Annotated in this window: 25 protein-coding genes; 9 read left to right on the top strand and 16 right to left on the bottom strand. The window is 65.3% G+C overall.

Annotation, left to right across the window (positions count from 1 at the left end; genetic code table 11):
• Positions 1-79: 79 nt before the first annotated feature.
• The gene (locus C7G42_RS04675) at positions 80-850 is read left to right on the top strand and encodes a hypothetical protein (RefSeq protein WP_106947867.1); all 771 of its coding nucleotides are present in this window, start codon (positions 80-82) and stop codon (positions 848-850) included.
• A gap of 54 nt (positions 851-904) precedes the next feature.
• On the opposite strand, the gene C7G42_RS04670 is transcribed toward C7G42_RS04675, so the two are convergent.
• The 5 genes from C7G42_RS04670 to C7G42_RS04650 form a co-directional block, all read right to left on the bottom strand.
• Complete coding sequence (locus tag C7G42_RS04670; protein WP_106947866.1) at positions 905-1,711, bottom strand: SDR family NAD(P)-dependent oxidoreductase; 807 nt, start codon at positions 1,709-1,711, stop codon at positions 905-907.
• A 91-nt stretch (positions 1,712-1,802) separates the two neighbouring features.
• Entirely contained in the window at positions 1,803-2,216 is a 414-nt protein-coding gene (locus C7G42_RS04665) for a DUF1850 domain-containing protein (RefSeq protein ID WP_106947865.1), read from the bottom strand.
• Positions 2,177-4,294 carry a TRAP transporter permease gene (locus tag C7G42_RS04660; RefSeq protein WP_106947864.1) on the bottom strand — a complete coding sequence of 706 codons (2,118 nt, stop codon included), beginning with the start codon at positions 4,292-4,294 and terminating at the stop codon, positions 2,177-2,179. Before C7G42_RS04660 ends, C7G42_RS04665 begins: the two co-directional genes overlap by 40 nt.
• Before the next feature lie 144 nt (positions 4,295-4,438).
• Positions 4,439-5,386: a TAXI family TRAP transporter solute-binding subunit gene (locus C7G42_RS04655; protein WP_106947863.1), complete on the bottom strand. Its 948-nt coding sequence runs from the start codon at positions 5,384-5,386 to the stop codon at positions 4,439-4,441.
• A gap of 346 nt (positions 5,387-5,732) precedes the next feature.
• Entirely contained in the window at positions 5,733-6,212 is a 480-nt protein-coding gene (locus C7G42_RS04650; RefSeq protein ID WP_061024273.1) for a hypothetical protein, read from the bottom strand.
• 195 nt (positions 6,213-6,407) lie between these two features.
• Between C7G42_RS04650 and C7G42_RS04645 the strand changes: the two genes are divergently transcribed.
• The gene (locus tag C7G42_RS04645) at positions 6,408-6,722 is read left to right on the top strand and encodes a hypothetical protein (protein WP_106947861.1); all 315 of its coding nucleotides are present in this window, start codon (positions 6,408-6,410) and stop codon (positions 6,720-6,722) included.
• 172 nt (positions 6,723-6,894) lie between these two features.
• On the opposite strand, the gene C7G42_RS04640 is transcribed toward C7G42_RS04645, so the two are convergent.
• Positions 6,895-8,112: a hypothetical protein gene (locus C7G42_RS04640; RefSeq protein ID WP_106947860.1), complete on the bottom strand. Its 1,218-nt coding sequence runs from the start codon at positions 8,110-8,112 to the stop codon at positions 6,895-6,897.
• A 52-nt stretch (positions 8,113-8,164) separates the two neighbouring features.
• The gene (locus tag C7G42_RS04635) at positions 8,165-8,791 is read right to left on the bottom strand and encodes an NUDIX hydrolase (protein WP_199580651.1); all 627 of its coding nucleotides are present in this window, start codon (positions 8,789-8,791) and stop codon (positions 8,165-8,167) included.
• A 71-nt stretch (positions 8,792-8,862) separates the two neighbouring features.
• On the opposite strand from C7G42_RS04635, the gene C7G42_RS04630 reads away from it, so the two are divergent.
• From C7G42_RS04630 to C7G42_RS04615, 4 genes are all read left to right on the top strand, one after another.
• Positions 8,863-9,288, top strand: coding sequence for a PaaI family thioesterase (locus tag C7G42_RS04630; protein WP_199580650.1), 426 nt, complete (start codon positions 8,863-8,865; stop codon positions 9,286-9,288).
• A 162-nt stretch (positions 9,289-9,450) separates the two neighbouring features.
• A complete protein-coding gene (locus tag C7G42_RS04625) occupies positions 9,451-10,473 on the top strand; it encodes an aldo/keto reductase (RefSeq protein WP_106948852.1) in 1,023 nt (340 codons plus the stop codon).
• A gap of 15 nt (positions 10,474-10,488) precedes the next feature.
• Positions 10,489-11,802, top strand: coding sequence for a tetratricopeptide repeat protein (locus tag C7G42_RS04620; RefSeq protein ID WP_106947857.1), 1,314 nt, complete (start codon positions 10,489-10,491; stop codon positions 11,800-11,802).
• A 165-nt stretch (positions 11,803-11,967) separates the two neighbouring features.
• Positions 11,968-12,564 carry a hypothetical protein gene (locus C7G42_RS04615; RefSeq protein WP_199580649.1) on the top strand — a complete coding sequence of 199 codons (597 nt, stop codon included), beginning with the start codon at positions 11,968-11,970 and terminating at the stop codon, positions 12,562-12,564.
• 3 nt (positions 12,565-12,567) lie between these two features.
• On the opposite strand, the gene C7G42_RS04610 is transcribed toward C7G42_RS04615, so the two are convergent.
• Positions 12,568-14,127, bottom strand: a complete 1,560-nt coding sequence (locus tag C7G42_RS04610; protein ID WP_106947855.1) for an oleate hydratase — start codon at positions 14,125-14,127, stop codon at positions 12,568-12,570.
• Positions 14,128-14,221: 94 nt separating this feature from the next.
• A complete protein-coding gene (locus C7G42_RS04605; RefSeq protein WP_199580648.1) occupies positions 14,222-16,048 on the bottom strand; it encodes an AMP-dependent synthetase/ligase in 1,827 nt (608 codons plus the stop codon).
• Positions 16,049-16,379: 331 nt separating this feature from the next.
• On the opposite strand from C7G42_RS04605, the gene C7G42_RS04600 reads away from it, so the two are divergent.
• Positions 16,380-16,949: a cysteine hydrolase family protein gene (locus C7G42_RS04600; protein WP_106947853.1), complete on the top strand. Its 570-nt coding sequence runs from the start codon at positions 16,380-16,382 to the stop codon at positions 16,947-16,949.
• Here the strand turns inward: C7G42_RS04600 and C7G42_RS34970 are convergent.
• Complete coding sequence (locus C7G42_RS34970) at positions 16,932-17,090, bottom strand: hypothetical protein (protein ID WP_158537564.1); 159 nt, start codon at positions 17,088-17,090, stop codon at positions 16,932-16,934. The two genes, C7G42_RS04600 and C7G42_RS34970, sit on opposite strands and share 18 nt — an antisense overlap.
• Here C7G42_RS34970 and C7G42_RS04595 point away from each other — a divergent pair.
• Positions 17,089-17,409, top strand: a complete 321-nt coding sequence (locus tag C7G42_RS04595; protein ID WP_199580647.1) for a hypothetical protein — start codon at positions 17,089-17,091, stop codon at positions 17,407-17,409. The two genes, C7G42_RS34970 and C7G42_RS04595, sit on opposite strands and share 2 nt — an antisense overlap.
• Positions 17,410-17,443: 34 nt before the next feature.
• On the opposite strand, the gene C7G42_RS04590 is transcribed toward C7G42_RS04595, so the two are convergent.
• From C7G42_RS04590 to C7G42_RS35665, 5 genes are all read right to left on the bottom strand, one after another.
• Positions 17,444-18,715, bottom strand: a complete 1,272-nt coding sequence (locus C7G42_RS04590) for a flavin monoamine oxidase family protein (protein ID WP_106947851.1) — start codon at positions 18,713-18,715, stop codon at positions 17,444-17,446.
• 9 nt (positions 18,716-18,724) lie between these two features.
• Complete coding sequence (locus C7G42_RS04585) at positions 18,725-19,432, bottom strand: dihydrofolate reductase family protein (protein ID WP_106947850.1); 708 nt, start codon at positions 19,430-19,432, stop codon at positions 18,725-18,727.
• Between the two features lie 21 nt (positions 19,433-19,453).
• Positions 19,454-20,128, bottom strand: coding sequence for an FABP family protein (locus C7G42_RS04580; RefSeq protein ID WP_106948851.1), 675 nt, complete (start codon positions 20,126-20,128; stop codon positions 19,454-19,456).
• 172 nt (positions 20,129-20,300) lie between these two features.
• Positions 20,301-20,480, bottom strand: coding sequence for a hypothetical protein (locus C7G42_RS04575; protein ID WP_106947849.1), 180 nt, complete (start codon positions 20,478-20,480; stop codon positions 20,301-20,303).
• A 165-nt stretch (positions 20,481-20,645) separates the two neighbouring features.
• The gene (locus C7G42_RS35665) at positions 20,646-20,876 is read right to left on the bottom strand and encodes a hypothetical protein (protein ID WP_245427531.1); all 231 of its coding nucleotides are present in this window, start codon (positions 20,874-20,876) and stop codon (positions 20,646-20,648) included.
• Positions 20,877-21,499: 623 nt separating this feature from the next.
• On the opposite strand from C7G42_RS35665, the gene C7G42_RS04565 reads away from it, so the two are divergent.
• Positions 21,500-22,645 carry a helix-turn-helix transcriptional regulator gene (locus C7G42_RS04565; RefSeq protein WP_106947848.1) on the top strand — a complete coding sequence of 382 codons (1,146 nt, stop codon included), beginning with the start codon at positions 21,500-21,502 and terminating at the stop codon, positions 22,643-22,645.
• Between the two features lie 13 nt (positions 22,646-22,658).
• Here C7G42_RS04565 and C7G42_RS04560 read toward each other — a convergent pair whose 3' ends face one another.
• Positions 22,659-22,907, bottom strand: coding sequence for a hypothetical protein (locus C7G42_RS04560; RefSeq protein ID WP_106947847.1), 249 nt, complete (start codon positions 22,905-22,907; stop codon positions 22,659-22,661).
• Between the last annotated feature and the right edge of the window lie 106 nt (positions 22,908-23,013).

Genomic DNA, 23,013 nt, shown 5'->3' with positions numbered 1-23,013 from the left:
GCTTTCTTCACCCCGCCCCTCGTAAGAATGGGGACAGGGAGACGTTGAACCAAACCCAGCCTCCCCAGACTCACTCCACATGACGACCCTGACCGACGACCGTCGTGTACGCGCGCGAGATGCGGCGACTGCACGATATTTTTATCTCCACATGGCTCTGGCCTGTGCGGCCACCGCATTTCTCGGCTTCGCACCGACCTATTGGGTGCCGCTCGCCAACCGGACGCTATCCGCAAGCCCCGTGATTCACTTTCACGGACTCTTGTTCTTCACCTGGTCCCTCTATTTCGTGCTCCAGACCTGGCTCGCGGCCTCGGGCCGCGTGGTCAATCACCGCTCGCTCGGCATCGCCGGCGTGTCGCTCGCCACCGCGATGACGATCTTCGGCTTCCTCGCCTCCGTGCACGTGATGCAGCACTCCGCAGCCCTCGGGCAGCGCGAGGCCGGCATTGCGTTCTCGATCGTGCCGATGAGCGGGATTGCGTTCTTCGCCGTGGTGTTCGTGCTGGCGATCATGAACACGCGCAGGCCCGAGATTCACAAGCGCCTGATGCTGATCGCGGCGGTCTCGATCCTCGACGCCGCGATCGCGCGCTGCTTCCTGACCTTCCTGGCGCCTCCGGGACCGCCCGGCCCGCCGCCGGTGCCGGTGACGATCGCGCCGGCCGTCGTCGCCTCGCTGCTGCTCGTGGTCGCGATGGTGCGCGACTGGCGCAGCGAAGGCCGTGTGCATCCGGTCTACATCTATGGCACGCTGGCGCTGCTGGCGGTGAAGGTGCTGAACTGGCCGATCAGCGAGACGGCCGCGTGGCACTCATTCGCCGGCGGGATTCTGGCGCTGGCGCAGTAGGTCGCCAAACACTCCCCTGTCGTCCCGGCCCAGGGACGACAGCGGAGATTGAAATTACGCCCCCGCCTTGCACGTGATCCCGCCGTCCACCACCAGTTCGATCCCCGTCACATATTTCGACTCGTCCGACGCCAGGAATAGCGCCGCGTTGGCGACGTCCCAGGCTTCGCCCATGTGGCCCATCGGCACCTGCGCATCGCGGGCGCGCCACATCGCTTCGACGTCGCCCTTGGCGTAGCTGTTGGCAAGACCCGCCGAGTGCTCCACCATCGGCGTCTTCATCAAGCCGGGCAGGATTGCATTCACCCGCACATGACCCTTCGCGAACTCGACCGCGGTGGAGCGCGTCAGTTGGTTCATCGCTGCCTTGCTGGCGTTGTAGCTGACATAGGAAATCCCGACATGGCGGATCGAGGCGATCGAGGAGATGTTGATGATCGAGCCGCCGCCCTGCTTCAGCATCACGGGGATGGCATGCTTCATGGCGAGATAGGCGCTCTTGAGGTTGACGCTGAATACGCGGTCCCAGCTCTCCTCGGCGACCTCGACCACGCTGCCCATCTCGGCGATGCCAACATTGTTGTCGAGCACATCGATGCGGCCATAGGCCTTCAGGCACGCCGCCACCATCGCCTCTATCTCGTTCGCGCGAGACACGTCGGCCGTGAAGGCGATCGCCTTGCCGCCTTCGCCGGTGATGATCTCTGCAGTCTCCTCGGCCGCGGCGCCGTTGCGGTCGACGCAAAACACCTGCGCGCCCTCGCGCGCAAAGGTCACCGCGGTGGCCTTGCCATTGCCCCAGCCCGGTCCGATCGAACCGGCCCCCACCACCATCGCAACCTTGCCCTTGAGCCGATCCATCCCGTGTCTCCTTGTTGTTGTTCTTGTAGCCCGGATGAGCGCAGCGATATCCGGGGCAGCCGTTCCCGCATATCGCTCTGCTCATGCCGAGCTACGGATCCTTGCAGACTTTCATCGTGGTAACGTTAGCACCAATGGGATGCCCGACAATCTCCGACAGCGTCCGGCATTGTCCATCATGGCACAGCCGCCACTCTCCGGCCGCGCCCGAATTACCGAGCACGACCTCTTGCATCGGCGCACGCGCGGGCTGCCACTGAAACCAGCCGTCGACCAGCCGCGCCTCGGGCGGCGGCTCCATGCCGGGGCCGGTGCCCTTGACGCGGGCCTGCACCAGTTCGAGGCCGGCGGGGGCGACGCGCCAGTCCTCCTGCCAGTCCACTTTCGCGATCGAATGCGTCCAGACGAGCGTGAACGCGGACAGCGCCAGCGTCTTCACGCCGCCGGCGGTGGCGAAGCAGAGGCTCACACCGCCTCGACAGGCGCAGGCGGGCGCTGCCGCCATTGCCATAGCCCGATGGCTGCAGCGAGCACGAAGCCCGCGGTGTCGCTGAGCTGGAAGTCGCCGAGCAGGCAGAACGCGGCGCCGAGCGCGACCAGGCGTTCGATCAGCGTCAGCCGCGTAAACAGGAAACCGATCGCCACCATACCGAACAGGGCGATCGCCACCAGCGCCTTCACGCTCGCCAATGCCACCGCACCATAGAAGCCGAGCTTGGCCGCCATGGGATCGCCGGCCTGCAGCATCAATGCCGGCGAATAGACGAAGATGAAGGGGATCACGTAGCCGGCGAGCGCGATGCGCATCGCCTCCCAGCCGATCTTGTCCGGGTTCTCCTTGGCGATCGGCGCCGCCGCGAGCGCGGCCAGCGCCACCGGCGGCGAGAGGTCGGCCATGATGCCGTAGTAGAACGCGAACATGTGGCTCGCGATCAGCGGCACACCGAGCTTTGCCAGCGCGGGCGCGGCGAGCGCGGCGGTGATGATGTAGGTCGGGATGGTCGGAATGCCGGTGCCGAGCAGGATCGACAGCAGCATGGTCATGATCAGCGCCAGGAACAGGCTCTTCTCGCCGAGCCCGATCACCCAGCCGCCGAAGATGGTGCCAACGCCGGTCTGCGACATCATGCCGATGATGACGCCGACGATGGCGCAGGCCATGCCGACGGTGATGGCGGATTTGGCGCTTTCGGCCAGCGCGTCGCGGCACTCGCGCAAGGCCTTGAACCCGCCACGCACGAAAGCGGCAATCACGATCAGCCCGACCACGACGCTCGCGACCGGCACGATCTTGAGGCCGTCACGCGAGAGTGCGGCCACGACGAGCCCGAGGCCGATCCAGAAGATGGCGCGGATCACATTCGAGGAGGCGCCCGTGGTGATGGCGGTGCCGAGGATCAGCGCTACCGTCAGCGCGAGGCCCATGCTGCCGGCATAGAGCGGCGTAAAACCCTCGAACAGCATGTAGACGAGCGCGGCAAGCGGCAGCACGAGGTACCAGCGCGTCACCAGCGCCTTCCAGGCGCTCGGGATTTCCGAGCGCTTCATGCCGACGAGACCGTGCTTGCCGGCTTCCAGATGCACCATCCAGAACGCCGACGCGAAATAGAGGATGGCGGGTATCGCCGCCGCCTTGACGATCTCGGAATATTGCACGCCGAGCGTCTCGGCCATGATGAAGGCGACCGCGCCCATCACAGGCGGCATGATCTGCCCGCCCATCGAGGCCGTGGCCTCGACGCCGGCGGCGAACGCGCGGCGATAGCCGAACCGGATCATCAAGGGGATCGTGAACTGGCCGACGGTGACGACATTGGCGACACCGGAGCCGGAGATCGTGCCCATCATGCCCGAGGCGAACACCGCGACTTTCGCGGGTCCGCCGCGGGTGCGGCCGAACAGGCCGAGCGAGACGTCGGTGAACAGCTGGATCATGCCGGCGCGCTCCAGGAACGAGCCGAACAAGATGAACAGGAAGATGTAGGTCGCCGACACGTAGATCGGCACGCCGTAAAAGCCCTCGGTGCCGAACGACAGATGCGTGATGATCTGGTCGAAATCGTAGCCGCGATGGTTGAGCGGCGACGGCAGGTACTGACCGAAGAACCAGTAAACGAGGCAGGCGCCGCACATCAGCGGCAGCGCCGCGCCCATCAGGCGCCGCGTGCCCTCGAAGATCAGCACCGCCAGCACCGTTCCGACCACGAGATCGAGCCGCGTCGGATCGCCGTCGCGCGCGATCAGATCGGCGTAGAAGATCCACTGGTAGAGCCCGCAGAGAAAGCCGGCGCCGCCGATCGCCCAGCCGAGCGCGCGGCCGGCGGTGCTCTTCGCGGTGAAGTTGGCGATCAGGCCGAAGGTGAGCAGGACAAGGAAGCCGACATGGACGCCGCGTACCACCTGGCTCGGCAGGTAGTTGAAGGCGGCGACATAGAGCTGGAAGACGGCGAAGGCGATGCCGATCCAATAGGCAAGCGCGCCCCACCCGCGCGGACCGAAGCCTTCCGGGAAACCGTGCTCGAAATTGTCGAACTCGACCTTGACCTTCTCGGGCGCAACCTGCGCGCCCTCTGCCTGCAACATTGTATTTCCCCGCGCCCTGATGGACGTTCTTGCAGCTTTCTCGCTGCGCCCTAATGCGTCATGCCCGGGCTTGACCCGGGCATCCATCGGAAGACGACTCTCAAAGGATGGATGGCCGGGTCAAGCCCGGCCATGACGAGTCTCCTACTTGATCAGCCCTTTTTCCTTGTAATAGCGGATCGCGCCGGGGTGCAGCGGAACCGGGCTGCCGGTCGCGGCGGTCTCGAGCTTGATCTCCTTGCCGGCCGCGTGAGCGTTCTGCAATTCCGGCAGCGATTCGTAGATCAGCTTGGTCATCTGATAGGCCAGATCGTCCGACACGGTCGAGTTCGTCACGAGGTAGTTGATCACGGCCGCCGTCGGCACGTCCTTGTCCTGGCCGGTATAGGTGTTAGCCGGAATGATCGCGGAGACGAAGGGCGGGCCGATCTTGTCGACGGTCTCCTTCGGCACCGACACCACCGTGATCGGGCTCGAGGTCGACAGATCCTTCAGCGATGCGACGCCGAGACCGGCCGATTGCAGCGTCGCTGCGAGCTGGCGGTTCTTCATGAGATCGACCGATTCGGCGAACGGCAGATATTCGACCTTGCCGAGATCCTTGTAGCTCATGCCGGCGGCGGCCAGGATCGCACGCGAATTCAGCTCGGTGCCGGACTTCGGCGCACCGACGGAGAGGCTCTTGCCCTTGAGGTCGGCCAGCGTCTTGATGCCGCTGTCGGCGGTGGCGACGATCTGGATGTAATTCGGGTAGATCGCGCCGATGGTCCGGAGCTTGTCGAGCTTGGTCTTGAAGCCCGCCTCCTCCTCGCCGTCCCAGGCGGCCTTGAGCGAATCGCCCAGCGTGAACGCCAGCTCGCCGCGGCCCTGCTGCAGCAGGATCAAATTCTCGACCGACGCCTTGGTGGCCTGCACCTGCGTCTTCACGTTCGGAATCTTGTCGCCGTAGATCTTCCCGATCGCGACCCCGAGCGGATAATAGACGCCCGAGGTGCCGCCGGTCAGCACGTTGATGAAGGATTGCGCCTGCGCGCAAGGTGCCGACGCCGCCAGAGCAAGAGCCGCGGCCGCGCCGAAAATGGTCCGTTTCATGGTTGTTGTTCTCCCCAAACCGGCGGCGAAATTGGCCGGATGAGGGATGCGGGTCAACCCATCCAAAAGATAAAGCTGGGCTGCGGTAAACGGCCGATCCGGCTCGATTTTTTGGGAACCCGCGGGGTGCGGCGAGGCGGCGCAGTCGCCCGCGGCACATCCTTCGAGCGCCCGCCTACGGCGGTCCCTCACGATGAGGACGGAGTGCGTGGCAGCACTTTCGGCAGGGAAAGCTACCGTTCAGGCTCATCCCGAGGAAACCCCGGAGCGGTCGTCTCGCGGGACGAGGCGCTTGCTCGGACCCGGCCAGTAAGCGGCAGCGCGCTGTCAGGTGACGGCGAGCCCCTCATTGGAACGTCATATCCAGGCACTTGGAGATGTCGGAACCGAGGCCGGAGGAGATGGTGATGCAGCCGCGGATCTTCTGCGCGCCGACGTCGGCGGCCCAGACCGAATAGCCGCCGGGGCCGAAGAACGAATTGGTGTTCGGCGGCTCGGTCTCGGTCGCGTCGAAATCATACTTGCCGTCGGTCTCGAAGATTCGCGGCTTCTTGGTGCAGCCGCCGTCGGTCTGGACGTTGATGACTTCCTTGTTGTCGCGGGTCAGCGCCAGCGACACCTGGCAGCGGAAATATTCCGAGGTCTTGGTGTTGAAGAGATAGGTGTAGGATTTGCAGGTCGCCGTGTTCAGCTTGCCCGGGGCGAGGCCGCGGCTGCAGGAAATGCGCTGGTTGTGGCTGAGCTGGTAATCATCGGCCCGGGCCGCTGGCGCGAGCGCCGTCAACGACAATGCAGCAGCCCAGCAAAGTTTAATCACGTGGCGCATCCGAATCATCCCTACCCATAATTTTGTCGAGTTGCGTTCTAGACGGAAAGCGGAACATAGTCGCGAGGGGACGAGGGGAAAATCACAAACTGCTGGCCAAGACGTGATGCGCTGCGGCGCTTTCGCAAATTGACCCTGATATGCCGTTCGCGATTTGTTCAAGCCCGGTGCCCCAACGACGGGGAGGATGGGATCATGGCATTTTCAATCAAGACATTTGCACTTGCTTCGGCTGCACTCGTAACGCTCGGCGCCTTCGCCGTGCCTGTTTTCGCGCAAGCCCCGGCGACGCCGTGGGAGCTCAAGCCCGACACGGGCTACGCCTATGATAAAGACGGCAAAACCTTTTCCTACAAGATGGGCACGAGCAACGCCGGCGAGCTCCTGAAGGGCGCCAAGAAGGTCCCGAAGGGCACGCTGTTCTTCATCGGCCACAACGGCCAGCTCTACATGCGCAGCGGCCCGTATCTGGAAGGCGACGGCAAGTTCAAGTTTGGCTCGGATCAGTAAGGCAGTGGGCTGGCGGGGCGACAGCGCCGCCACATGCTTGGTGTCACTCGCCCGCCTCGTGCGCAATTGCGCACTGGGGCGGACGATCCAGTATTCCAGAGGCCATTGTGCTTGAATCGAGAGGCGAGACGTACTGGAGGAAGCCTTCGCGGGGCATGACAGCTGCCGAGGACTAAAACGCCGCCGCCATTTCCCTTGCGCCGGGTTTGCTGCTGTTCGAATCCATCCGCTCGTCCGTCACCGCGAGCAGCTTTGCCACCGTGTTGTGGCGGATCGCGACGGGGTTGCGTTCGTAGCCGCCGCGCTGGAAGAAGTTCGAGGTCGGCACCTGCTCGCGCATGGCCTGCGGCATCGTCACCATGTCGAGCCCGGTGCCGTCGCCGGTGAGGTTCATCATCTCGAGCTCGGCTGCGGTGAGCGGGCGATTGTAACCCTTGGCGCGGGCGAACAACACTGAGGTCAGCAGCTTGTGGGTCTGCAGCATCGGCCCGACGTCGATGTCGAGCACCATGGCGTGCATGGCCCAGCCCTGCGCGGTGTTGCCGATCTTCTCGTGCTCCGACCAGGTGTCGGGCACCGATTTCGCATGCCCCACCATCTTCTTCAGCACGACGAGCTTGTGCTCTAGCGGTTGGCGCGCCGGACCTGACGTCCGTGCTACCTTCTCGGAGAGCGCGCGGATGAGTTCATGGCCCTGCTCGGCCAGCAGCTCGACGCTGTTGGTGGTCAGGAGCTGGTTGTAGCCCATCGCGGTCGAGATCGCGCGCTTGCCGCCATGCTCGATTCCCGCCTGCACGTCGTGATTGCCGGTGCCGCCGGTCTCGAAGGAATAGACCCGCACGGCCTGCTCGCGGGTCAGCCCGGAGGCCAGCGCGTAGCGCGCATAGGCGCGCTTGAACTCGATCTCGCTCGCCGGGCGCTGCGGCGTGAACTGGTAGAGCTCCTGCGCGGCGCGCAGGAAATCGGCGACCACCGGGATGGGCTTTTTGGCGGGACGGTCCGGCGTTTCCTCCGGCTCCGGATTCACCGGCTTCTTCGGCCCGCTATAGAGCGGCGGATGCTCCAGCACGTAATCATCGAGCGTCACCTGCTGTCCGCTGCGCCGCTTGGCGTTACGGCCTTTCCGCTTTTCCGAGATCTGGCTCCAATAGGCGCCGGCCTCGGCGTCGAAGGCCGCGCGCGCCGCCTGATATTCGGCGAGCTTGCGGCGATATTCGAGCACGGCGGGCGACGCTCCCGCGCCTTGCGCGAAAAACTGCGACAGCAGCTGGGCATTGGCATTGCGGACCGCAGGCGACAGCGCGTCGGCCGCGCCGCCACGCGCGGCAGGTGTGATCAGGACGAGCGCAAGTGGAACCAGCGCGAGCTTGTTTCGAATCGAATGATGCATGCTGCCTCTTAGCAGGCATCCGGTAACCGTCACGTTAACGTGCCGTTTACCTTCATTTCCAGGCGAATACCGGCTGTTCCAGTTCGGTGACGCGGGTCTGCCGCCCGGCCAGCACCTCGCGGAACTGGTAGATCAGGGCCGCCGTCGGCGCATGGATCAGGCTCATCCGGTGATGGAAGCGGATGACGCGGCGGGTGCTCTCGGGGATCGCTGTGAAATCGAAGGCCTCGTCGCGCTCGATCGTCTCGAGCGCGATGCGATGGACGGAGGCGACCTCATCCGGGTTCGGCCTGATCGCGGCGCTATCGGCCGCCCACACCACCACCGGCGTGATCAGATAGCCGGAGCGGGTCGGATAATCGTCGAGCAGACCGAGCACCGCGTCGGCCGAGAGCTTCAGCGCGAGCTCCTCGTCGAGCTCCCGCAGCGCCGCCTCGACGGGCGTCTCGCCGGCATCGCAGCGTCCGCCCGGCAGCGCCCACTGACCGCGATGCGCGCGCAAGCTCGATGCGCGCTTGGTGAGCAGGAAGGCGGTGTCATCGCCCTCATTGGCTTCAGTCAGCGCCAGCACTACCGCGGCGCGCTTCAGCGCCGACGGCGCAGCCTCGTCAGGCAGCCGCGCGAAGGAGGCGCAGGCAGCTTCGATATTCCGTCTGGTGGCATCGCCGAAAGGTCTCATGATGCTTGACTACACCAGGACCGCATCTGATGAAACGAGGAGAGAGACGCGTTGCAGGGATGAACGGAAAGATGACGAGCAAGGCCGCTACAAAGCTCAAATCAGAGGGCTGGAGCATCCTCGAAACCACCGGCTTCATGCACCTGATCGGCCCCCTGTGGGAGCGCAAGGTCGACGGTCATCACGAGTTCGCACTCGCGACCGAGGACAAGCATCACAACCGCCGCGGCATGGTCCAGGGCGGCGTGATGATGACCTTCGCAGACCGCACCTGCGGCATGACCGCCCGCTACGTCTCGGGCAAGGAGTACATGGCGACAGTGCAGCTCGACACCCATTTCGTCGAGGCCGGCCAGATCGGCGACATCCTGATCTCCCGCCCGCACGTAGTGCGCTCGACCCGCAGCCTGATCTTCATGAGCACCGAGGTGACCGTCGATGGTCGCTGCATCGTGATGGCGAACGGCGTATTCAAGATCTTGAAGGGGCCGGGGTAGTTGGTCGGGGCTGCCGCCGCCTTCTCCCCGTCATTGCGAGCGCAGCGAAGCAATCAATCCAGCATCTCTCCGCAGACGCAGTTCTGGATTGCTTCGCTGCGCTCGCAATGACGGCTGTAGCTGGCTATGCTGCGCCCCAACGAAAGCGTTGAGGACCCGCCCATGCAATACCGTCAGCTCGGCCGCAGCGGCCTGAAAGTGTCGCCGATCTGTCTGGGCACCATGATGTTCGGCGGGCCGACCGATGAAGCCTCGTCGAAACGGATCATCGCCAAGGCGCACGATGCCGGGATCAATTTCATCGACACGGCGGATGCCTATTCGAAAGGTGCCTCCGAAGAGGTCGTCGGCCGCGCCGTCGCAAGCAATCGTCACAACTGGGTGCTCGCCACGAAACTCGCCAACCCCATGAACACTGGGATGGGCAGCGATCCCAACCGCGTCGGCCTGTCGCGGCGCTGGGTGCTGCAGGCGGCGGATGAGAGCCTGAAGCGGCTCGGCACCGATCACATCGACATCTACTATCTGCACAAGGAAGACCATGCGACTCCGCTGGAGGAGACGGTGCGCGCGATGGGCGATCTGATCCGCGCGGGAAAGGTGCGCTATTTCGGCGTGTCGAACTACCGCGCCTGGCGCGTTGCCGAGATCTGCAACATCTGCGACCGCCTCGGCATCGACCGGCCCGCGGTGAGCCAGCCCTATTACAACGCGATGAACCGCATGCCCGAGGTCGAGCACTTCCCGGCCTGCTCCTATTACGGCCTCGGCATCGTGCCCTACAGTCCGCTGGCGCGCGGCGTGCTCACCGGCAAGTACAAGCCGGATGCCGCCCCCGACAAGGAGACCCGCGCCGGCCGCAACGACACCCGCATGATGCAGACCGAATGGCGGCCGGAATCGCTGCAACTCGCGCAGGAGATCAAAAGCCACGCCGAGAAGAAGGGTATCACCGCCGGCCAGCTCGCAGTCGCCTGGGTGCTCAACTCCGCCTTCGTCTCCTCGATCGTTGCGGGCCCGCGCACCGAGGAGCAGTGGGACGGCTACATCAGCGCGCTCGACTATCGCTTCACCGCGGAGGACGAGGCCCTGATCGACCGGCTGGTCGTGCCGGGCCACCCCTCGACGCCGGGCTACAATGATCCGGCCTACCCGATCGAAGGCCGCCGCGCGCGGACGGCGTGAGAGCGGGAGACGTCGATGGCACATCAAGACCGCTACGGCCTGCCGCTCTCCACCACCTCCGATGCGGCCGCATCCGCCTATCGCGAGGGCATCGACCTCATGCTCGCGGGGTGGACCGGCACGGCGGAGACGCTGGAGCGCGCGATTGCGGCCGACCCGGACTTCGCACTTCCCCATATCGCCCGTGCCCGGGTGCACGCTTTCTACCAGCAGGGCGATCAGGCCCGAGGCAAGGCGGCGCACGCGCGCGAGCTGGTCGCCAAGCGCGGCACGGAGCGCGAGCGCTCGCATGTCGAGACGCTGGCGCTGGCGATCGAAGGACGGCTGCCTGAGGCGATCGCATCGACGCGGAGACACATCGAGAGCTGGCCGCGCGATGCCTTGGTGCTGTCGCTGCCGCTCGGCGCGTTCGGCCTGTTCGCCTTCTCCGGCATGGCCGACCACGACCGCGCGCGGCATGAGCTGTGCGAGGGGCTCGCGCGGCATTACGGCGAGGACTGGTGGTTTCTCACCATGGCCGGTTGGGCGATGACCGAGAATGGCGACGTCGCACGCGGCCGCGCCGTGACCGAGCGCGGCTTCAATATGCGCCGGGCCAACGCCCACGCCGCGCATGCGGTGCTGCACGCGATGTTCGAGGACGGCTCGATCGAGGCAGCCGACCGTCTCGTCGACGACTGGATTCCCTCTTACGACCGCGCCGGAATCCTGCACGGCCACATCCGCTGGCACCAGGCGCTTGGCGCACTCGAGCATGGCCATGCGGCGCGCGCGTTGTCGATCTATGCCGACGTGCTTCAGCCTTCCGTCACGCAGGCGCCGCCGCTCAACCTCGTGACCGACGCGGCGTCGCTGCTGTGGCGCCTGTCGGCCTACGGACACACCGTGCCGAAAGCGCTGTGGCTCGACGCCGATGCCAGCGCGCAAAAGCTGTTTCCGAAGTCGGGCCTGTCCTTCGCCGACATCCACATGGCCCTGTTCGCGGCGGCGACGCAAAACCACGCCGCGCTCGGCGCGCGCCTTGCGACCATCGAGCAGCGGCTCGCCGAGGGCAAGCTGCCGGCCGGCCCCGTGGTGCCCGCGATCTTCCGCGCGCTGGCCGCCTTTGCCGAGGAGGATTACGGGACTTGCGCGCAAACGCTCGCGCCCGTTCTCCGCGAGGTCGTGCGGATTGGCGGCAGCCACGCCCAGCGCGAGTTGATCGAGGACACCTACATCGTCGCCCTGATGCGCAGCGGCGAGCTCGCCCGCGCCGGCGCCGTGCTGGATGCCCGCCTGCACCGCCGGCCCTCGCTTCGCGATACGCGCTGGCAGGCCGCGACGGGCTGAGGCCGCCACGAAAAAAACACCGGCCTGACGGCAAGTGCCTGCGGGACGGCTTGGGCGATTTGGACGAATCGCCGTCGGGGTGACGCTGTGGTATTCCAGAGAAAGCTTGCGGGACAAGCGCGATCGCGATCAATTTGCGATTTAACCTCGGGGAGGAGACCCTCGATGCGCGTATGCAGACGGCCGCAGGTCGCCGCGCTGGTGCTGAGCGCGACCCTTACTGCCGTCGCAAGCCCTTGTTTCGCCGAAACTTTGAGCCCGACTAGGGTTCACAATCCGCAAATTCTGCAGAATTCCTACATCGACTTGCTGGCGCTGATGTCCGGCCACTGCAAGACGCTCAAGGTCGCCGGTCGCACCTTTGCCTGCAAGACGGTCGCCTACGCCCATGGCGACAAGGGCCGGGTCAATTTCTCGGTCGCGGTCGATGACCCCTCCGATGCCAATCACGTCGTGTCGTTTTCAGGCGAGAACGGCAAGCGGGCCGACGACAATTCCTACGAGTTGCCGATCGACCGCATGCTGCTCAACTCCAAGGACCGGCCGAAGGTGGACGGCCTGCCGGTGCCGGCCGAGCAGACCTCCACGGGCATCTGCCGCCAGACCGGCAATTTCGCTGCGAAGAAGGTCAACGACGTCACCTGCTCCGCCACCGACAGCGAGGGCCGCCGCTACGAACTGCTGTTCGTCTCCGACGGCACGCCGGTGAGCGTGCGCCGTATCCGGCAGTCGGCGCCGTCGATCCAGGATCCGTTCAGGTAGCTCTCACGCGAACGCCTTCTCCAGCGTCGCGAAGATCACCGCGAGCGACTTGTCGTGCCGCGTCACCGGGGGCACCGGACGATCGATCTTCATCAGCTGATAGACCGCCATCTGCGCCGCGCGCACCGAATATTCCACGGTGAACACGACGTCGTCGGGGATTTCGACGAACTGGCTGACGAATGCGAGGTTGACCGAATTCTTCGGCACGGGCAGCGGCCGATCGGCCAGATTGCGCGGCATGAACATGCTGGTGATGTAGGGCATGCGGCAGGGAATGCAGATCGCGTCTTCGAACACGGCGCCATCGAAATTCAGATGGCCGCACAGCTCCTTCAGAATTTCCGCGCCGCCGCATTCGGACATCGTCTTGGCGACGAAATTGCCGACGCGGTCGGGATGCAGCGCGTAGCCCCAGAACACCTGCACGTTCCGCGGCTGACCGGCGAAATGCGGCTGGTGATAGAGCACGACCGACATCAGCCAGTTGGAATCCTTGAACGTCACGAGACCGCCCGTGCCGGCCGTATTGCCGGAGAATGCCTCCATCTGGTCGAAGAAGCGTGGATCGCGGCAGGTGACGGTGAAGGACAGCCAATAGGATTCCGGGATCGAGCTGTTGAAGGCGGCGGGATTGCCGAATTCTGGACGTCCCTGCGCGATCGTCTCCCACAGCGCCCAGCCCTGGCTGTCTTTCTTGGTGAGGCGCGTCGGCGGCTCGGTCATCGAGCCCAGGCTCGAGGCGTCCGTCATCGAGCCGTTCTGGAAGAACACGAGGTCGCCGTCCTCGAGCCGGACATTGGCGGTACGGCCGTCGCGGTCGAGCACGAGCTGGCGCACCCGCAAACGTCCGTCCTCGTCTTCGATCGCCATGTCGGTGACTGCAGTGCCGCGCACGAACTGCACACCCTGCCGCTTCAGCCAGTCCACCAGCGGCCGCACGATCGCATCATACTGATTGTAGACGGTGCGCTTGACGCCGGCGAGCGTCTCGATGCGCGGAAACTCGCTCATGAAGCGGTGCAGATAGCGCTTCAGCTCGACCGCGCTGTGCCAGGGCTGGAACGCGAAGGTGGTCTGCCACATGTACCAGAAATTGGATTCGAAGAATTTCGGCGAGAGCCAATCGGTGATGCGGCTGTTGCCGAGCGCCTCCTCGGAGGCCTCCGTCAACCGCAGCAGCTCGAGCCGGTCGCGCGCGGAAAAACCCATATGCGAGACGTCGACCTTGAAGCGGTTGCGGTCGACCAGCCGCGCCTTCGAGTCGGCAGGGTTGTCCTCGTTGAACGCGATGGTCTCGTCGCGCACGCTGAGGGCCGGATGCTCGAGCGAGGGAATGCTGGAGAGCAGATCCCAGGTGCATTCGTAGTGGTCGGTGGTCAGCATGCGGCCACCGCGCAGCGAATAGGCGCCGTTTGCGAGCAGCGCGCCGTCGAGACTGCCGCCGACCAGCGACTGCGCCTCGTAGATCACGATGTCACGCCCTGCCTCCTGCGCGTCGCGGATCAGGAACGCCGCGCCCGCGAGCGATCCAATGCCGCCGCCAATGAAGTACGCCTTCATGATTTGCCTCGATTACCGTTCGAATTTACGAACGACATTGCATCGCGAGGCAGCGGCCTAAGTTGCGTTGGATCAAGCGGGACACGCGGCGAAATCACGTCGGCGTTATCGCCGCGGGCTTCTTCGCATAGACGTGTTCGATCTCGTCTGCGAAGTGGCGTTCGAGCGCGGGCCGCTTGTTCTTCAGCGTCGGCGTGAGCAGGCCCGCGGCAATGGTCCACGGATCCAGCGTCCACCACACCGCGCGCGGGGTCGCGTAGGACGGATAGGACTTCACGGCCGCCGCGATTCGTGCCAGCAGCGCGGCCCGCTCCGCAGCGCCGCCTTGCTGGCCGCGCGCAGCCAGCCTTTCCTTCTCCTCGACCCAGGCCTTGGCATTGAGCACGACCAGGGCGGTGAGGAACGGCCGCTGCTCGCCGACCACCAGCGCCTGCTCGAACAAGGGATCGGCGAGGATCGCGGTCTCCAGATCCACCGGCGCGATCTTCTCGCCGGTCGACGTCACCAGGATGTCCTTGATGCGGCCGGTGATGGTGATGCGCCCGTTCTCGATGCGGGCCTGGTCGCCGGTATGCAGCCAGCCGTCGGCGTCCTTGGCGCGGCGCGTCTCGGCCGGCTTGTGCCAATAGCCGACCATCACGCTGGGGCCGCGCACCAGCAATTCGTCGTTCTCGCCCAGCTTGACCTCGACGCCGTCGAGAACATGGCCGACCGAGTGCGGATCATTGTCGTCGATGGTGTTGACGGAGACCACCGGCGAGGTCTCGGTCATACCGTAGCCCTGAAGCACGTCGAGCCCGAGGGCTAGGAACAGGCGGATGACGGGCGCCGCAATCGGCGCGCCGCCGGAGACCGCGACACGCAGGCGGCCGCCGAGCTGGGCCAGCACCTTGTCGGCGACGATCCGCTTCAGCAGCGGCCAGGCCAGCCGGTCGAGCGGCGACGGCACGCCATGCCGCTGCCGCGCATCGAAACGCCGCCCGCCGACGGCGATGGTGAGGTCGAGTAGCGCGCGCTCGATGCTTCCCGCGGATGCGCGATGCTGCATGATCAGCGCGTAGATGCGCTCGTAGATCCGCGGCACCGAGACCAACACCGTCGGCCGCACATGCTTCAGATCCTCCGAGAGTTGCGGCACCGAGCGGGCATAGGCGACGCAGGCGCCGGCCGCGATCGGGTAGTAATAACCGCCGGTGCGCTCGAACGTGTGCGACAGCGGCAGGAAGGACAGGAAGACGTCGCCCGGTTCGGCGGCGATGCGATGCGCGATCGCCTTCACATTGGCGACCACGTTGCCGTGCGACAGCATCACGCCCTTCGGCCGCCCGGTCGTGCCCGAGGTGTAGACGATGGCGGCGAGGTCGTCCGGCTGGATCGCGACGTCGGGCAGCGGCGCGGTCGCACCGGGTGCTTGTGCGAGCCAGTGGTCGAGCCCGACGATTCGCGCATCCGGCGTGATCAGCCCGCCCGCATCCGCGCAGACGACGCGCTTGAGATGGTCGAGCGGCTGGCCGGTCGCCACGATCGCCTGCCAACGCTCCAGCGTATCGACGAACAGCAGCAGCGCGCCGGAATCGACCAGGACATAGGCGATGCTGTCGGGGTTGTCGACGGCATGCATCGGCACCGGCACGAGGCCCCGCGACAGCGCCGCCTGGTCCATGGCGATATGCGCAATGCCGTTCGGCATCAGGATGGCGACGCGCTCGCCCGGCGCAAACTCCTCCGCGGCGAGCGAGCGCCGCCACAGCTCGAATTCCGCATCGATCTCGTGCCAGGACTGGCTGACCCAGCGCTGTGCGGTCGCATCAAAATGCCGATACGCCTCCGCCGCCGGCGTCGCCTTGACGCGCCAGCGCAGCAGTTGCGGCAGCGTCCTGATCCCGGCAAGTCCGTCCGGTTGATTCATCGGTACCGGCATGGCGTCCTTTCGCAACTCGATCGATACCCCATCCATGTGGGGCGTTGACGCTAGACCGGCCAGTTCCCGCCGCTTTGATCCTCAGCAAGGTGGCCGCAACTCACTCTCGTGTCCCGGACGCGGTGCAGCGCACAGCGCTGCGCCGCAGAGCCGGGACCCATGCCGCAAAGAGCTCCTTGGCAACATGGGCCCCGGCTCTGCAGCGCACCGTCAAAGGGACGCTGCGCTGCGTCCGGGGCCCGAGAGCTGTCGCGAAACGAGGGAAGATTGGCATTGCGTCGTCTGCCTCGCCTCGCATATTCGCCTCCATACCCGCGCGAAAGGTCCGATCATGCCTCATCCCCTCCCCGCCCTCATCGTCGTCGACGTCCAGCGCGCGTTCGACGAATGGGAGGCGGCGGGAATGCGGCGCAACAATCCGGATGCGGTGGCGCGCATCGCCGATCTGCTGCGGGCTTTCAGGACACACGGCGCGCCGATCTTTCATATCCGCCATGAAAGCACGAAGCCGAATTCGTCGTTTCTGCCGTCGCGTTCCGGCTATGCCGTCAAGGACGAGGCCCGCGAGCAGCCGGGCGAGACCGTGATCGTCAAGCGCGTCAACAGCGCCTTCATCGGCACTGACCTGGAGCATCGCCTGCGCGCTGGCAGCATCGGTACGCTCGTGATCTGCGGTGCCACCACCAATCACTGCGTGGAGACGACGACGCGGATGGCCGGCAATCTCGGCTTCGACGCGCACCTCGTGCGCGATGCGACATGGGCCTTCGACCGCATCGGGCCCGACCGCGACGAGCATTCCGCCGAGGAGATCCATGCGATGACGCTGTCGAACCTCAACGGAGAGTTTGCGCGCATCGTCACAACCGCCGACGTGATCGCGTCATTCGCGGCCAAGTAATGGCAGCAATGCGATCAAGCCGACGATGCGACAATAAATCTCGCGCACGCCGCGCTGCGTCGTTTCGACGCCCGCGCTGGCCGGAACGGAGCAGACACCCATCTGTTGTCTCACGACATTCAACTGGAGTGATGAAATCATGAAGTATCTCATTGTCGCGATCGCGGTCGGAGCTGCGGCACTTGCCGGCGGATCGGCGGCGAACGCGGCCGGCAAGTCGAGCGCGAAGCAGAACGCGCCCGCTGCCCAATCGACCGACATCAGCGCGCAGCACCGGCACCATGGCCATCGCCATCATCATTGGCGTCCTCACCACCGTCATCACGGCTACTACCGTCCCCATCACCGGAACTATGGTTATTATCCGCGCCATCACGGCTACTACGGCGGCGGGCCGTACGGCTATTATGGCGGCGGCGGTCCCGGCGTGACGTTCAGCTTCGGCGGCGGACGCTGGTAAGAGATGAGGCCCGCAGAAATGCGGGCCTTTTTTTTTACCCCCGCAGAATCAGCCCCGCCGTCTCAACTCCGCTCGCCAGCGCTGCTTCCACCGTACCCATGTCACGGCCGCGATAGAGCGCTTCGCCGGAGAACAGCACCCGACCATCGGCACGTGCAAGGATCTCTTGTGCCGCGCGCGTCCGCGGCGTCGCCCAGGAATAGGCGCCACGGGCAAAGGGATCATGCGCCCAGTTGGTCGCCGCCGCGGCCACGAGATCGCGCGCGACGTCTTTGCGCGATAGCTTGAAGATGGCGGCGAGCGAATCGAGCCCGGCATCGATCAATCCTTGGGGATCGAGGCTGTCCAACTCCGCCGTGTGCGGGCCGCCGAACCAGCCGGTGAGCACGGCCTGCCGGCTCGGATATTGCGTCCACCACACCGGGATGGTCCGGTCGGACAACAGGAAGGTCATGCCTGCCAGATCCTGGTGTCGCTCTCGCCACCATGGCCGCGCGAAGCGCAGCAGGATCTTGATGACGTTGCCGAAGCCGATGTCGCCCGCCGCAGCAAGCTTCTCGCGCGCGCTCGCCGGCAGCGCCATCTCGCGCAGCAACGGCAGCGGCACCGTGAGGATCACGCGATCGCAGCCATGGACATCGCCGCCGACGCAGCGAACCGTCGCCGTGCTGCCGTTCTCCTCGATCGCCGACACCACGCAGCCGAGATGGATCGTCACGCCAAACCCGCGGCAGTCAGCCACCAGAAAGTCGATCAGCGCACCATAGCCGCCATCGATGCGCGCCTGCGCGGCGTGCCCGCCATCCATCCATTCTTCGCGCAGCGCCAGCGTCGAGGCGCGCTCGGGGTCGGCCGCGTCGTAGCCCTCGACCATCCGCTCGATCGAACGGCGCATCGGCGCATAGTCCTCGCCGCCGAAATGCCGGCGCAGGAGTTCGGCAACGGGGAGATCGTCCTTCAGGTCCCGAAGCACGGCTTGCAGCTCGGCCTCGTGCGGATCGTCGCGCACCTCGCGCGAGAGCGCCGTCCCGTCGAAGCTCCACCGCTCGCCTGCGATCTCGTGAAGGGACAGCCCGGCCTCGCGCAGCAACCCGCGTGTGACCGGTGCCTCGCCATGGACGAATTCGGCGCCGGCTTCGGCGCGATAGCCGAATTCCGCGTCCGACAACGGATGGATACGGCCGCCGCAGCGCTCGCGCGCTTCCAGCACCGTCACCTTGCGGCCGGCCCGCGCCAGCTCGCGGGCAGCCATCAGGCCGGCCGCACCGGCGCCGACGATGACGATGTGCTCTGTTACCTCGTGCATGGCCACGCGTTACCGGCTCACGGCCTGCGGATCGTTTCTGATCAGATAGCGCAGCAGCAGGACGCCGCCGCCGAGCTCGCGGGTGCTCTCCAGCGACATCGCGGCGATTGGCGCGCGCTTGTCGCTATCGGCCTCCGTCGAAGAGAACACGAAGGGGGCGCCCGTCGCGCCGTCGATCGCAGGGCTGAGGATCAGATTGAACTCGTCGATCAGACCAGCCCGCAAGAACGCGCCATTGGCGACGCCGCCGCCTTCGACCAGCAGCCGCTTCACCCCGAGCTCGCGGTTGAGGATGTCGAGCGCCAGCGCCAGATCGAGCTCGGATTGGCCGGCGAAGATGTAGGACACGCCCTCGCCGCGCAGGCCGGCAAGGTGCGAATCCGGCACGCTCTCGGTCAGCACGACCACGATCGGATCGCCGCCGATGTCCGAACGGCCCCAGCCGATCTTGCCCTCCGCATCGAGCACGATCCCATAGGTTTTCGCGTCCCGCCGCGCGAACCAGTTTTCACGCGGCAGCTTCATGTCTGTCGCGGGGTAAGGCTGGCCCTTGGCGAACTCCGAGCCGGTGACGCGGCCGATCACCCAGGCATCGCCGCCGAGCTCGTCATGGATCTTCTCGAACCAGTCCGTGCCCGCACCCTTCGGGCGCCAGCGACTGGGATGCGTGCGGCCGTCGAGGCTGGAATGCATCAGGCAGATGACATAAGGCTTCATGCTAGTCTCCGACGCCACACTTCACACCGCCAGCCCATCGCTCTTCCCGTCGCTCTTGGCGCGATCGTTCACGATCACCGCGAGCGGATTGAGCTTTGGCGGCGCGACGAGCTGCAGCGTGTTGGTGTCGCGATGGTCGAACGGCGCGCCGCGCACCAACAACGCGGTCTGGATCAGATAGGTCCAGCTGCCGTCGTCGTTGAAGGTGATGTCGCAACGATAGGAGTCGGTGCGGAACGCCTGTTCCAGAAAATCCGTGGAGCAAATGCCGTAGCCGGTGTCGCCGCGCTTTGCGGTGACCGAGATCGTCCTGTCGTCGGGCCCCGCCTTGCCCGAGGCCAGCAGCACCTGCCCACGCGGAATCGCCAGCGTCTGCATGATCAGCCCGGTCGCGGGCTCCCATAGCCAGTAGCCAACCTGGTCGTGGAAGGTGATGTCTTCTTCGGGCGTGTTGATGTGGATGTGATAGCGCAACCCGTACAACAGCTGCGGGCCGTTGGCCTGCGGATCGATCGGGTCCATGCGGATGCGCTCGATGAAAGTCCGCCGCTCCGGCCCCTCCGCCTTCGGATTGATGTCGATGCCCTTGTCCGCCTGCCAATGTCCTGCGAGACGGCGGAGCGGACCGAGATTGGCAAGGCCGTCGGGCGAGACGTCCTCTGGTTCGGTGAAAATGTCGGCGGGAATGGGGAGCATGGTGGCCTCGCGGGGAATTGCGGAGGCAGCCATAGCATGCGACGGGAACCTGGCGCGTGCTCAAATCGCACAATCGCGAATGGACATGGGCGCCAGGTGCAGACGATCGTCGCGCCTCACACGATGCAAGACGGAGCCGAACCTGTCCGGTTCGGCTCCGCTGCCGGGACGCTTAGTGGCGGTGATCGCGGACCTCGGGTTGCGTGCGGTGGTCCCTGACGATGGTCTGATTGCGATGGTCGCGCACGATGGGCGGGTCGCGATGATCGCGCACGATGGTCAGCGCGCTCGCGGGCGTCACCGCGCCCGCCAGGGTGATCGCCGCGAATGCCACAAGGATGATATTGCGCATGAGTCTTGTCCTTTGCCTGGTGGGTCACTGCGAACCACCTGACGGCAAAGCTAGGTTGGCCCATGAGAAAAGAATGTGTCACGGGTCACGCGCTCGGCCATCACCTCGGCTGGCAATCGCGAGTCGTTCGATCGGAGGAAAAGCACGCGAGCAGCCGCAGCGACTTCAGCGCCAGCCCGCCGCCAACGCCACGCTGCTGCAATACGCCGAGGTCTCACCTGATCGCCAGCCGGTGACGCGTCCGGCTTCCTTGCACTCGTCGTAGCTCTTGTTGTTGCCGACGTTGCGGCATGTGGCCGAGTACACGCCGCCCGTGGCGCTGCAGCCGACCCAGGGCTGGTTGCCCGTCTTGAAGCTCGTGGCAACCGCCGACGCAGTTGTTCGTCGTGGCGGCAAGCTTGGCAAGCTTGGCAAGCTTCGCGGCATCCGAGTTCGGTGCAACCGGTGCCGGGGTTGGCAAGCTTGCGACGACCCTGGGGCTGCGGACAGCTGCGTGATGGGCCGGCCTGTGGGGTCTTGACACCTGCTTCGGTGCCTCGACCGTGACGCTGGGAAGCCGAGTGTCGGCGGGCGTCGGTTGCGGCTCTGCCGTTCCACTCAGACCGCACATCAGCAGGACTATCGACGGGATGGCGACGGCGGAACGTGCAACAAGGCTTGACAACGTCATGACCATATCCCTCCAAATACGGGAGACGGTCAATTCCATCCCCCGGGGTAAACGCTAATACACGCGATCCGAAGTTGCACTGTACAAAATTGCAACTCGAGGCAGGTGTCCCAACCACCAATGCGCACTCCAGCTGCCGTGATTTTAATCAGACGCCGGGGGTGCGACGCTCACGGCGCTTCATGATTGCCGCCGACGAAACCCAAGCACTTGTGTTCGGCGTTCCCTTTTGCGCTGTGGAATCGCAATGATAAACTCGATCGTCTGCGTCCCCTACCGTCGCCGGATGACGCCGTTCCGCTATGCGGCTGCTGAATAACGCCAGTGATTTTCAAGTGAGCAATTCGGAATGCAGCAGCAAGCTTCGGTCGAAAAATTCTCGGACCTCATCGGCGATATTTATGATTGTGTGATCACACCCGGGCGCTGGACCGCCGTTCTCGACGAGATCTGCGCCGAGTTCGGCTTCGCCACCGGCGCGCTCTCGGTTGCCAGTCTCACCAACATGAAGGCCGTAGTGAACGCGGTCTCCGGATCCGACCTCACATTGATGGCCCGGAACGCAATCGCTTACGGGCCTGATATCATCGAGCTCTGGGGCGGCGCGGCGCGTATCCAGCAATATCCGCTGGGCGAGCCAATCGTTCAGTCCCAGGCCGTCGGACAGGACGTCATCTCCAGCAACCGCTATTACCGCGAGTGGGCCCTTCCCAAGGGCCTGTTCGATGCCGTTGCCGTCGGCCTCGTTCGCGACAAGGCGATGGTCGGAAATGCGATCTTCAGCCAGCACGAATCGGCCGGCCCCATCGACGATGGGCAAATCGGCGGGTTGCGCCTTCTCGCGCCCCACATCCGGCGCGCCGTGACGATCAGCAATCTGTTCGACATGAAAGCGGTGGAGGCCGCGACATTCGCCGCAACGGTCGAAGCCTTGGCGGTCGGCGTCGTGCTGGCAGACGGAGATTCGAATATCGTTCACAGCAACGCCGCCGCCACCGCGATGCTCGATGCCGGAGATCCGATACTGGCGCAAGATGGCCGGATCGCCGTTCAGTCCACGGCAACCACCACGGCATTGCAATCGGCCGTCGCGCAGGCGGCGCAGGACGAGGCGACACTCGGCCAGAAGGGCATCGGCATTCCGATCCCGCGCACGAGCGGCGATCCTCTCGTCATCCACGTGCTGCCGCTGCGGCGCAGCCCGATGCGATCCGGCCTGATCCAGCGAGCCACTGCCGCCCTGTTCGTGGCGTCAGCTTCCGGGCCGCCGCGACTGCCGCACGATGCGCTCGTCCAGCTCTATGATCTGACGCCGGCCGAGATTCGCATCTTCGAACTCATCTGCGAAGGACAGACGCGTGACGCCATCTCCGCGATGCTTGGCGTGTCCATCAGCACCGTGAAAAGCCATCTCATCCACGTCTTCGAAAAGACGGGCTGCCGGCGCCAGGTCGACCTGGTGAGGCTGGCGAAGTCGCTGACGTTTCCGGTGTAGCAGGAGACCGCCCTCAAGCCGCTTCCGATACCGGCTTCGCCCGCTGCTCGAGCATGCCGATCGTGGCGACCAGATTGTCGCGCCGCGCGCGAAGATTGAGTGCGAGCAGCGGATAGGTCGGCGCAAGCGCGTCGAACACGCCGGCTTTGGCTTCCTCCTCGAGAATATCGGTATTCAACAGCCGAACGCGCCACCACAAATCGGCGATCAGCGCATCGAGCCGGAGTTCGCCGGCAGTACCAGAACGGGACATTTCTTGCATCGCATGCCTCAACCTGAAACGGGCCTCTCTACCGAGGCCGGGCTTTGGACATGACTGAGCAAGCCCGATGCCAGACGCGGAGCGCGGTCCCGCGAGGCGGTGGAAC

Origin of the sequence: Bradyrhizobium sp. MOS003, assembly GCF_003020125.1 — a bacterium.
Classification (GTDB): domain Bacteria; phylum Pseudomonadota; class Alphaproteobacteria; order Rhizobiales; family Xanthobacteraceae; genus Bradyrhizobium.
This window is presented reverse-complemented; position numbering and strand designations above follow the sequence as displayed.

What these genes read in the sequence shown, in the direction of transcription:
- C7G42_RS04675 (WP_106947867.1), top strand. Translation starts at nt 80, where the DNA reads ATGACGACCCTGACCGACGACCGTCGTGTACGCGCGCGAGATGCGGCG.
- C7G42_RS04670 (WP_106947866.1), bottom strand. Translation starts at nt 1,711, where the DNA reads ATGGATCGGCTCAAGGGCAAGGTTGCGATGGTGGTGGGGGCCGGTTCG.
- C7G42_RS04665 (WP_106947865.1), bottom strand. Translation starts at nt 2,216, where the DNA reads ATGGCGGCAGCGCCCGCCTGCGCCTGTCGAGGCGGTGTGAGCCTCTGC.
- C7G42_RS04660 (WP_106947864.1), bottom strand. Translation starts at nt 4,294, where the DNA reads ATGTTGCAGGCAGAGGGCGCGCAGGTTGCGCCCGAGAAGGTCAAGGTC.
- C7G42_RS04655 (WP_106947863.1), bottom strand. Translation starts at nt 5,386, where the DNA reads ATGAAACGGACCATTTTCGGCGCGGCCGCGGCTCTTGCTCTGGCGGCG.
- C7G42_RS04650 (WP_061024273.1), bottom strand. Translation starts at nt 6,212, where the DNA reads ATGCGCCACGTGATTAAACTTTGCTGGGCTGCTGCATTGTCGTTGACG.
- C7G42_RS04645 (WP_106947861.1), top strand. Translation starts at nt 6,408, where the DNA reads ATGGCATTTTCAATCAAGACATTTGCACTTGCTTCGGCTGCACTCGTA.
- C7G42_RS04640 (WP_106947860.1), bottom strand. Translation starts at nt 8,112, where the DNA reads ATGCATCATTCGATTCGAAACAAGCTCGCGCTGGTTCCACTTGCGCTC.
- C7G42_RS04635 (WP_199580651.1), bottom strand. Translation starts at nt 8,791, where the DNA reads ATGAGACCTTTCGGCGATGCCACCAGACGGAATATCGAAGCTGCCTGC.
- C7G42_RS04630 (WP_199580650.1), top strand. Translation starts at nt 8,863, where the DNA reads ATGACGAGCAAGGCCGCTACAAAGCTCAAATCAGAGGGCTGGAGCATC.
- C7G42_RS04625 (WP_106948852.1), top strand. Translation starts at nt 9,451, where the DNA reads ATGCAATACCGTCAGCTCGGCCGCAGCGGCCTGAAAGTGTCGCCGATC.
- C7G42_RS04620 (WP_106947857.1), top strand. Translation starts at nt 10,489, where the DNA reads ATGGCACATCAAGACCGCTACGGCCTGCCGCTCTCCACCACCTCCGAT.
- C7G42_RS04615 (WP_199580649.1), top strand. Translation starts at nt 11,968, where the DNA reads ATGCGCGTATGCAGACGGCCGCAGGTCGCCGCGCTGGTGCTGAGCGCG.
- C7G42_RS04610 (WP_106947855.1), bottom strand. Translation starts at nt 14,127, where the DNA reads ATGAAGGCGTACTTCATTGGCGGCGGCATTGGATCGCTCGCGGGCGCG.
- C7G42_RS04605 (WP_199580648.1), bottom strand. Translation starts at nt 16,048, where the DNA reads ATGCCGGTACCGATGAATCAACCGGACGGACTTGCCGGGATCAGGACG.
- C7G42_RS04600 (WP_106947853.1), top strand. Translation starts at nt 16,380, where the DNA reads ATGCCTCATCCCCTCCCCGCCCTCATCGTCGTCGACGTCCAGCGCGCG.
- C7G42_RS04595 (WP_199580647.1), top strand. Translation starts at nt 17,089, where the DNA reads ATGAAGTATCTCATTGTCGCGATCGCGGTCGGAGCTGCGGCACTTGCC.
- C7G42_RS34970 (WP_158537564.1), bottom strand. Translation starts at nt 17,090, where the DNA reads ATGATTTCATCACTCCAGTTGAATGTCGTGAGACAACAGATGGGTGTC.
- C7G42_RS04590 (WP_106947851.1), bottom strand. Translation starts at nt 18,715, where the DNA reads ATGCACGAGGTAACAGAGCACATCGTCATCGTCGGCGCCGGTGCGGCC.
- C7G42_RS04585 (WP_106947850.1), bottom strand. Translation starts at nt 19,432, where the DNA reads ATGAAGCCTTATGTCATCTGCCTGATGCATTCCAGCCTCGACGGCCGC.
- C7G42_RS04580 (WP_106948851.1), bottom strand. Translation starts at nt 20,128, where the DNA reads ATGCTCCCCATTCCCGCCGACATTTTCACCGAACCAGAGGACGTCTCG.
- C7G42_RS04575 (WP_106947849.1), bottom strand. Translation starts at nt 20,480, where the DNA reads ATGCGCAATATCATCCTTGTGGCATTCGCGGCGATCACCCTGGCGGGC.
- C7G42_RS04565 (WP_106947848.1), top strand. Translation starts at nt 21,500, where the DNA reads ATGCAGCAGCAAGCTTCGGTCGAAAAATTCTCGGACCTCATCGGCGAT.
- C7G42_RS04560 (WP_106947847.1), bottom strand. Translation starts at nt 22,907, where the DNA reads ATGCAAGAAATGTCCCGTTCTGGTACTGCCGGCGAACTCCGGCTCGAT.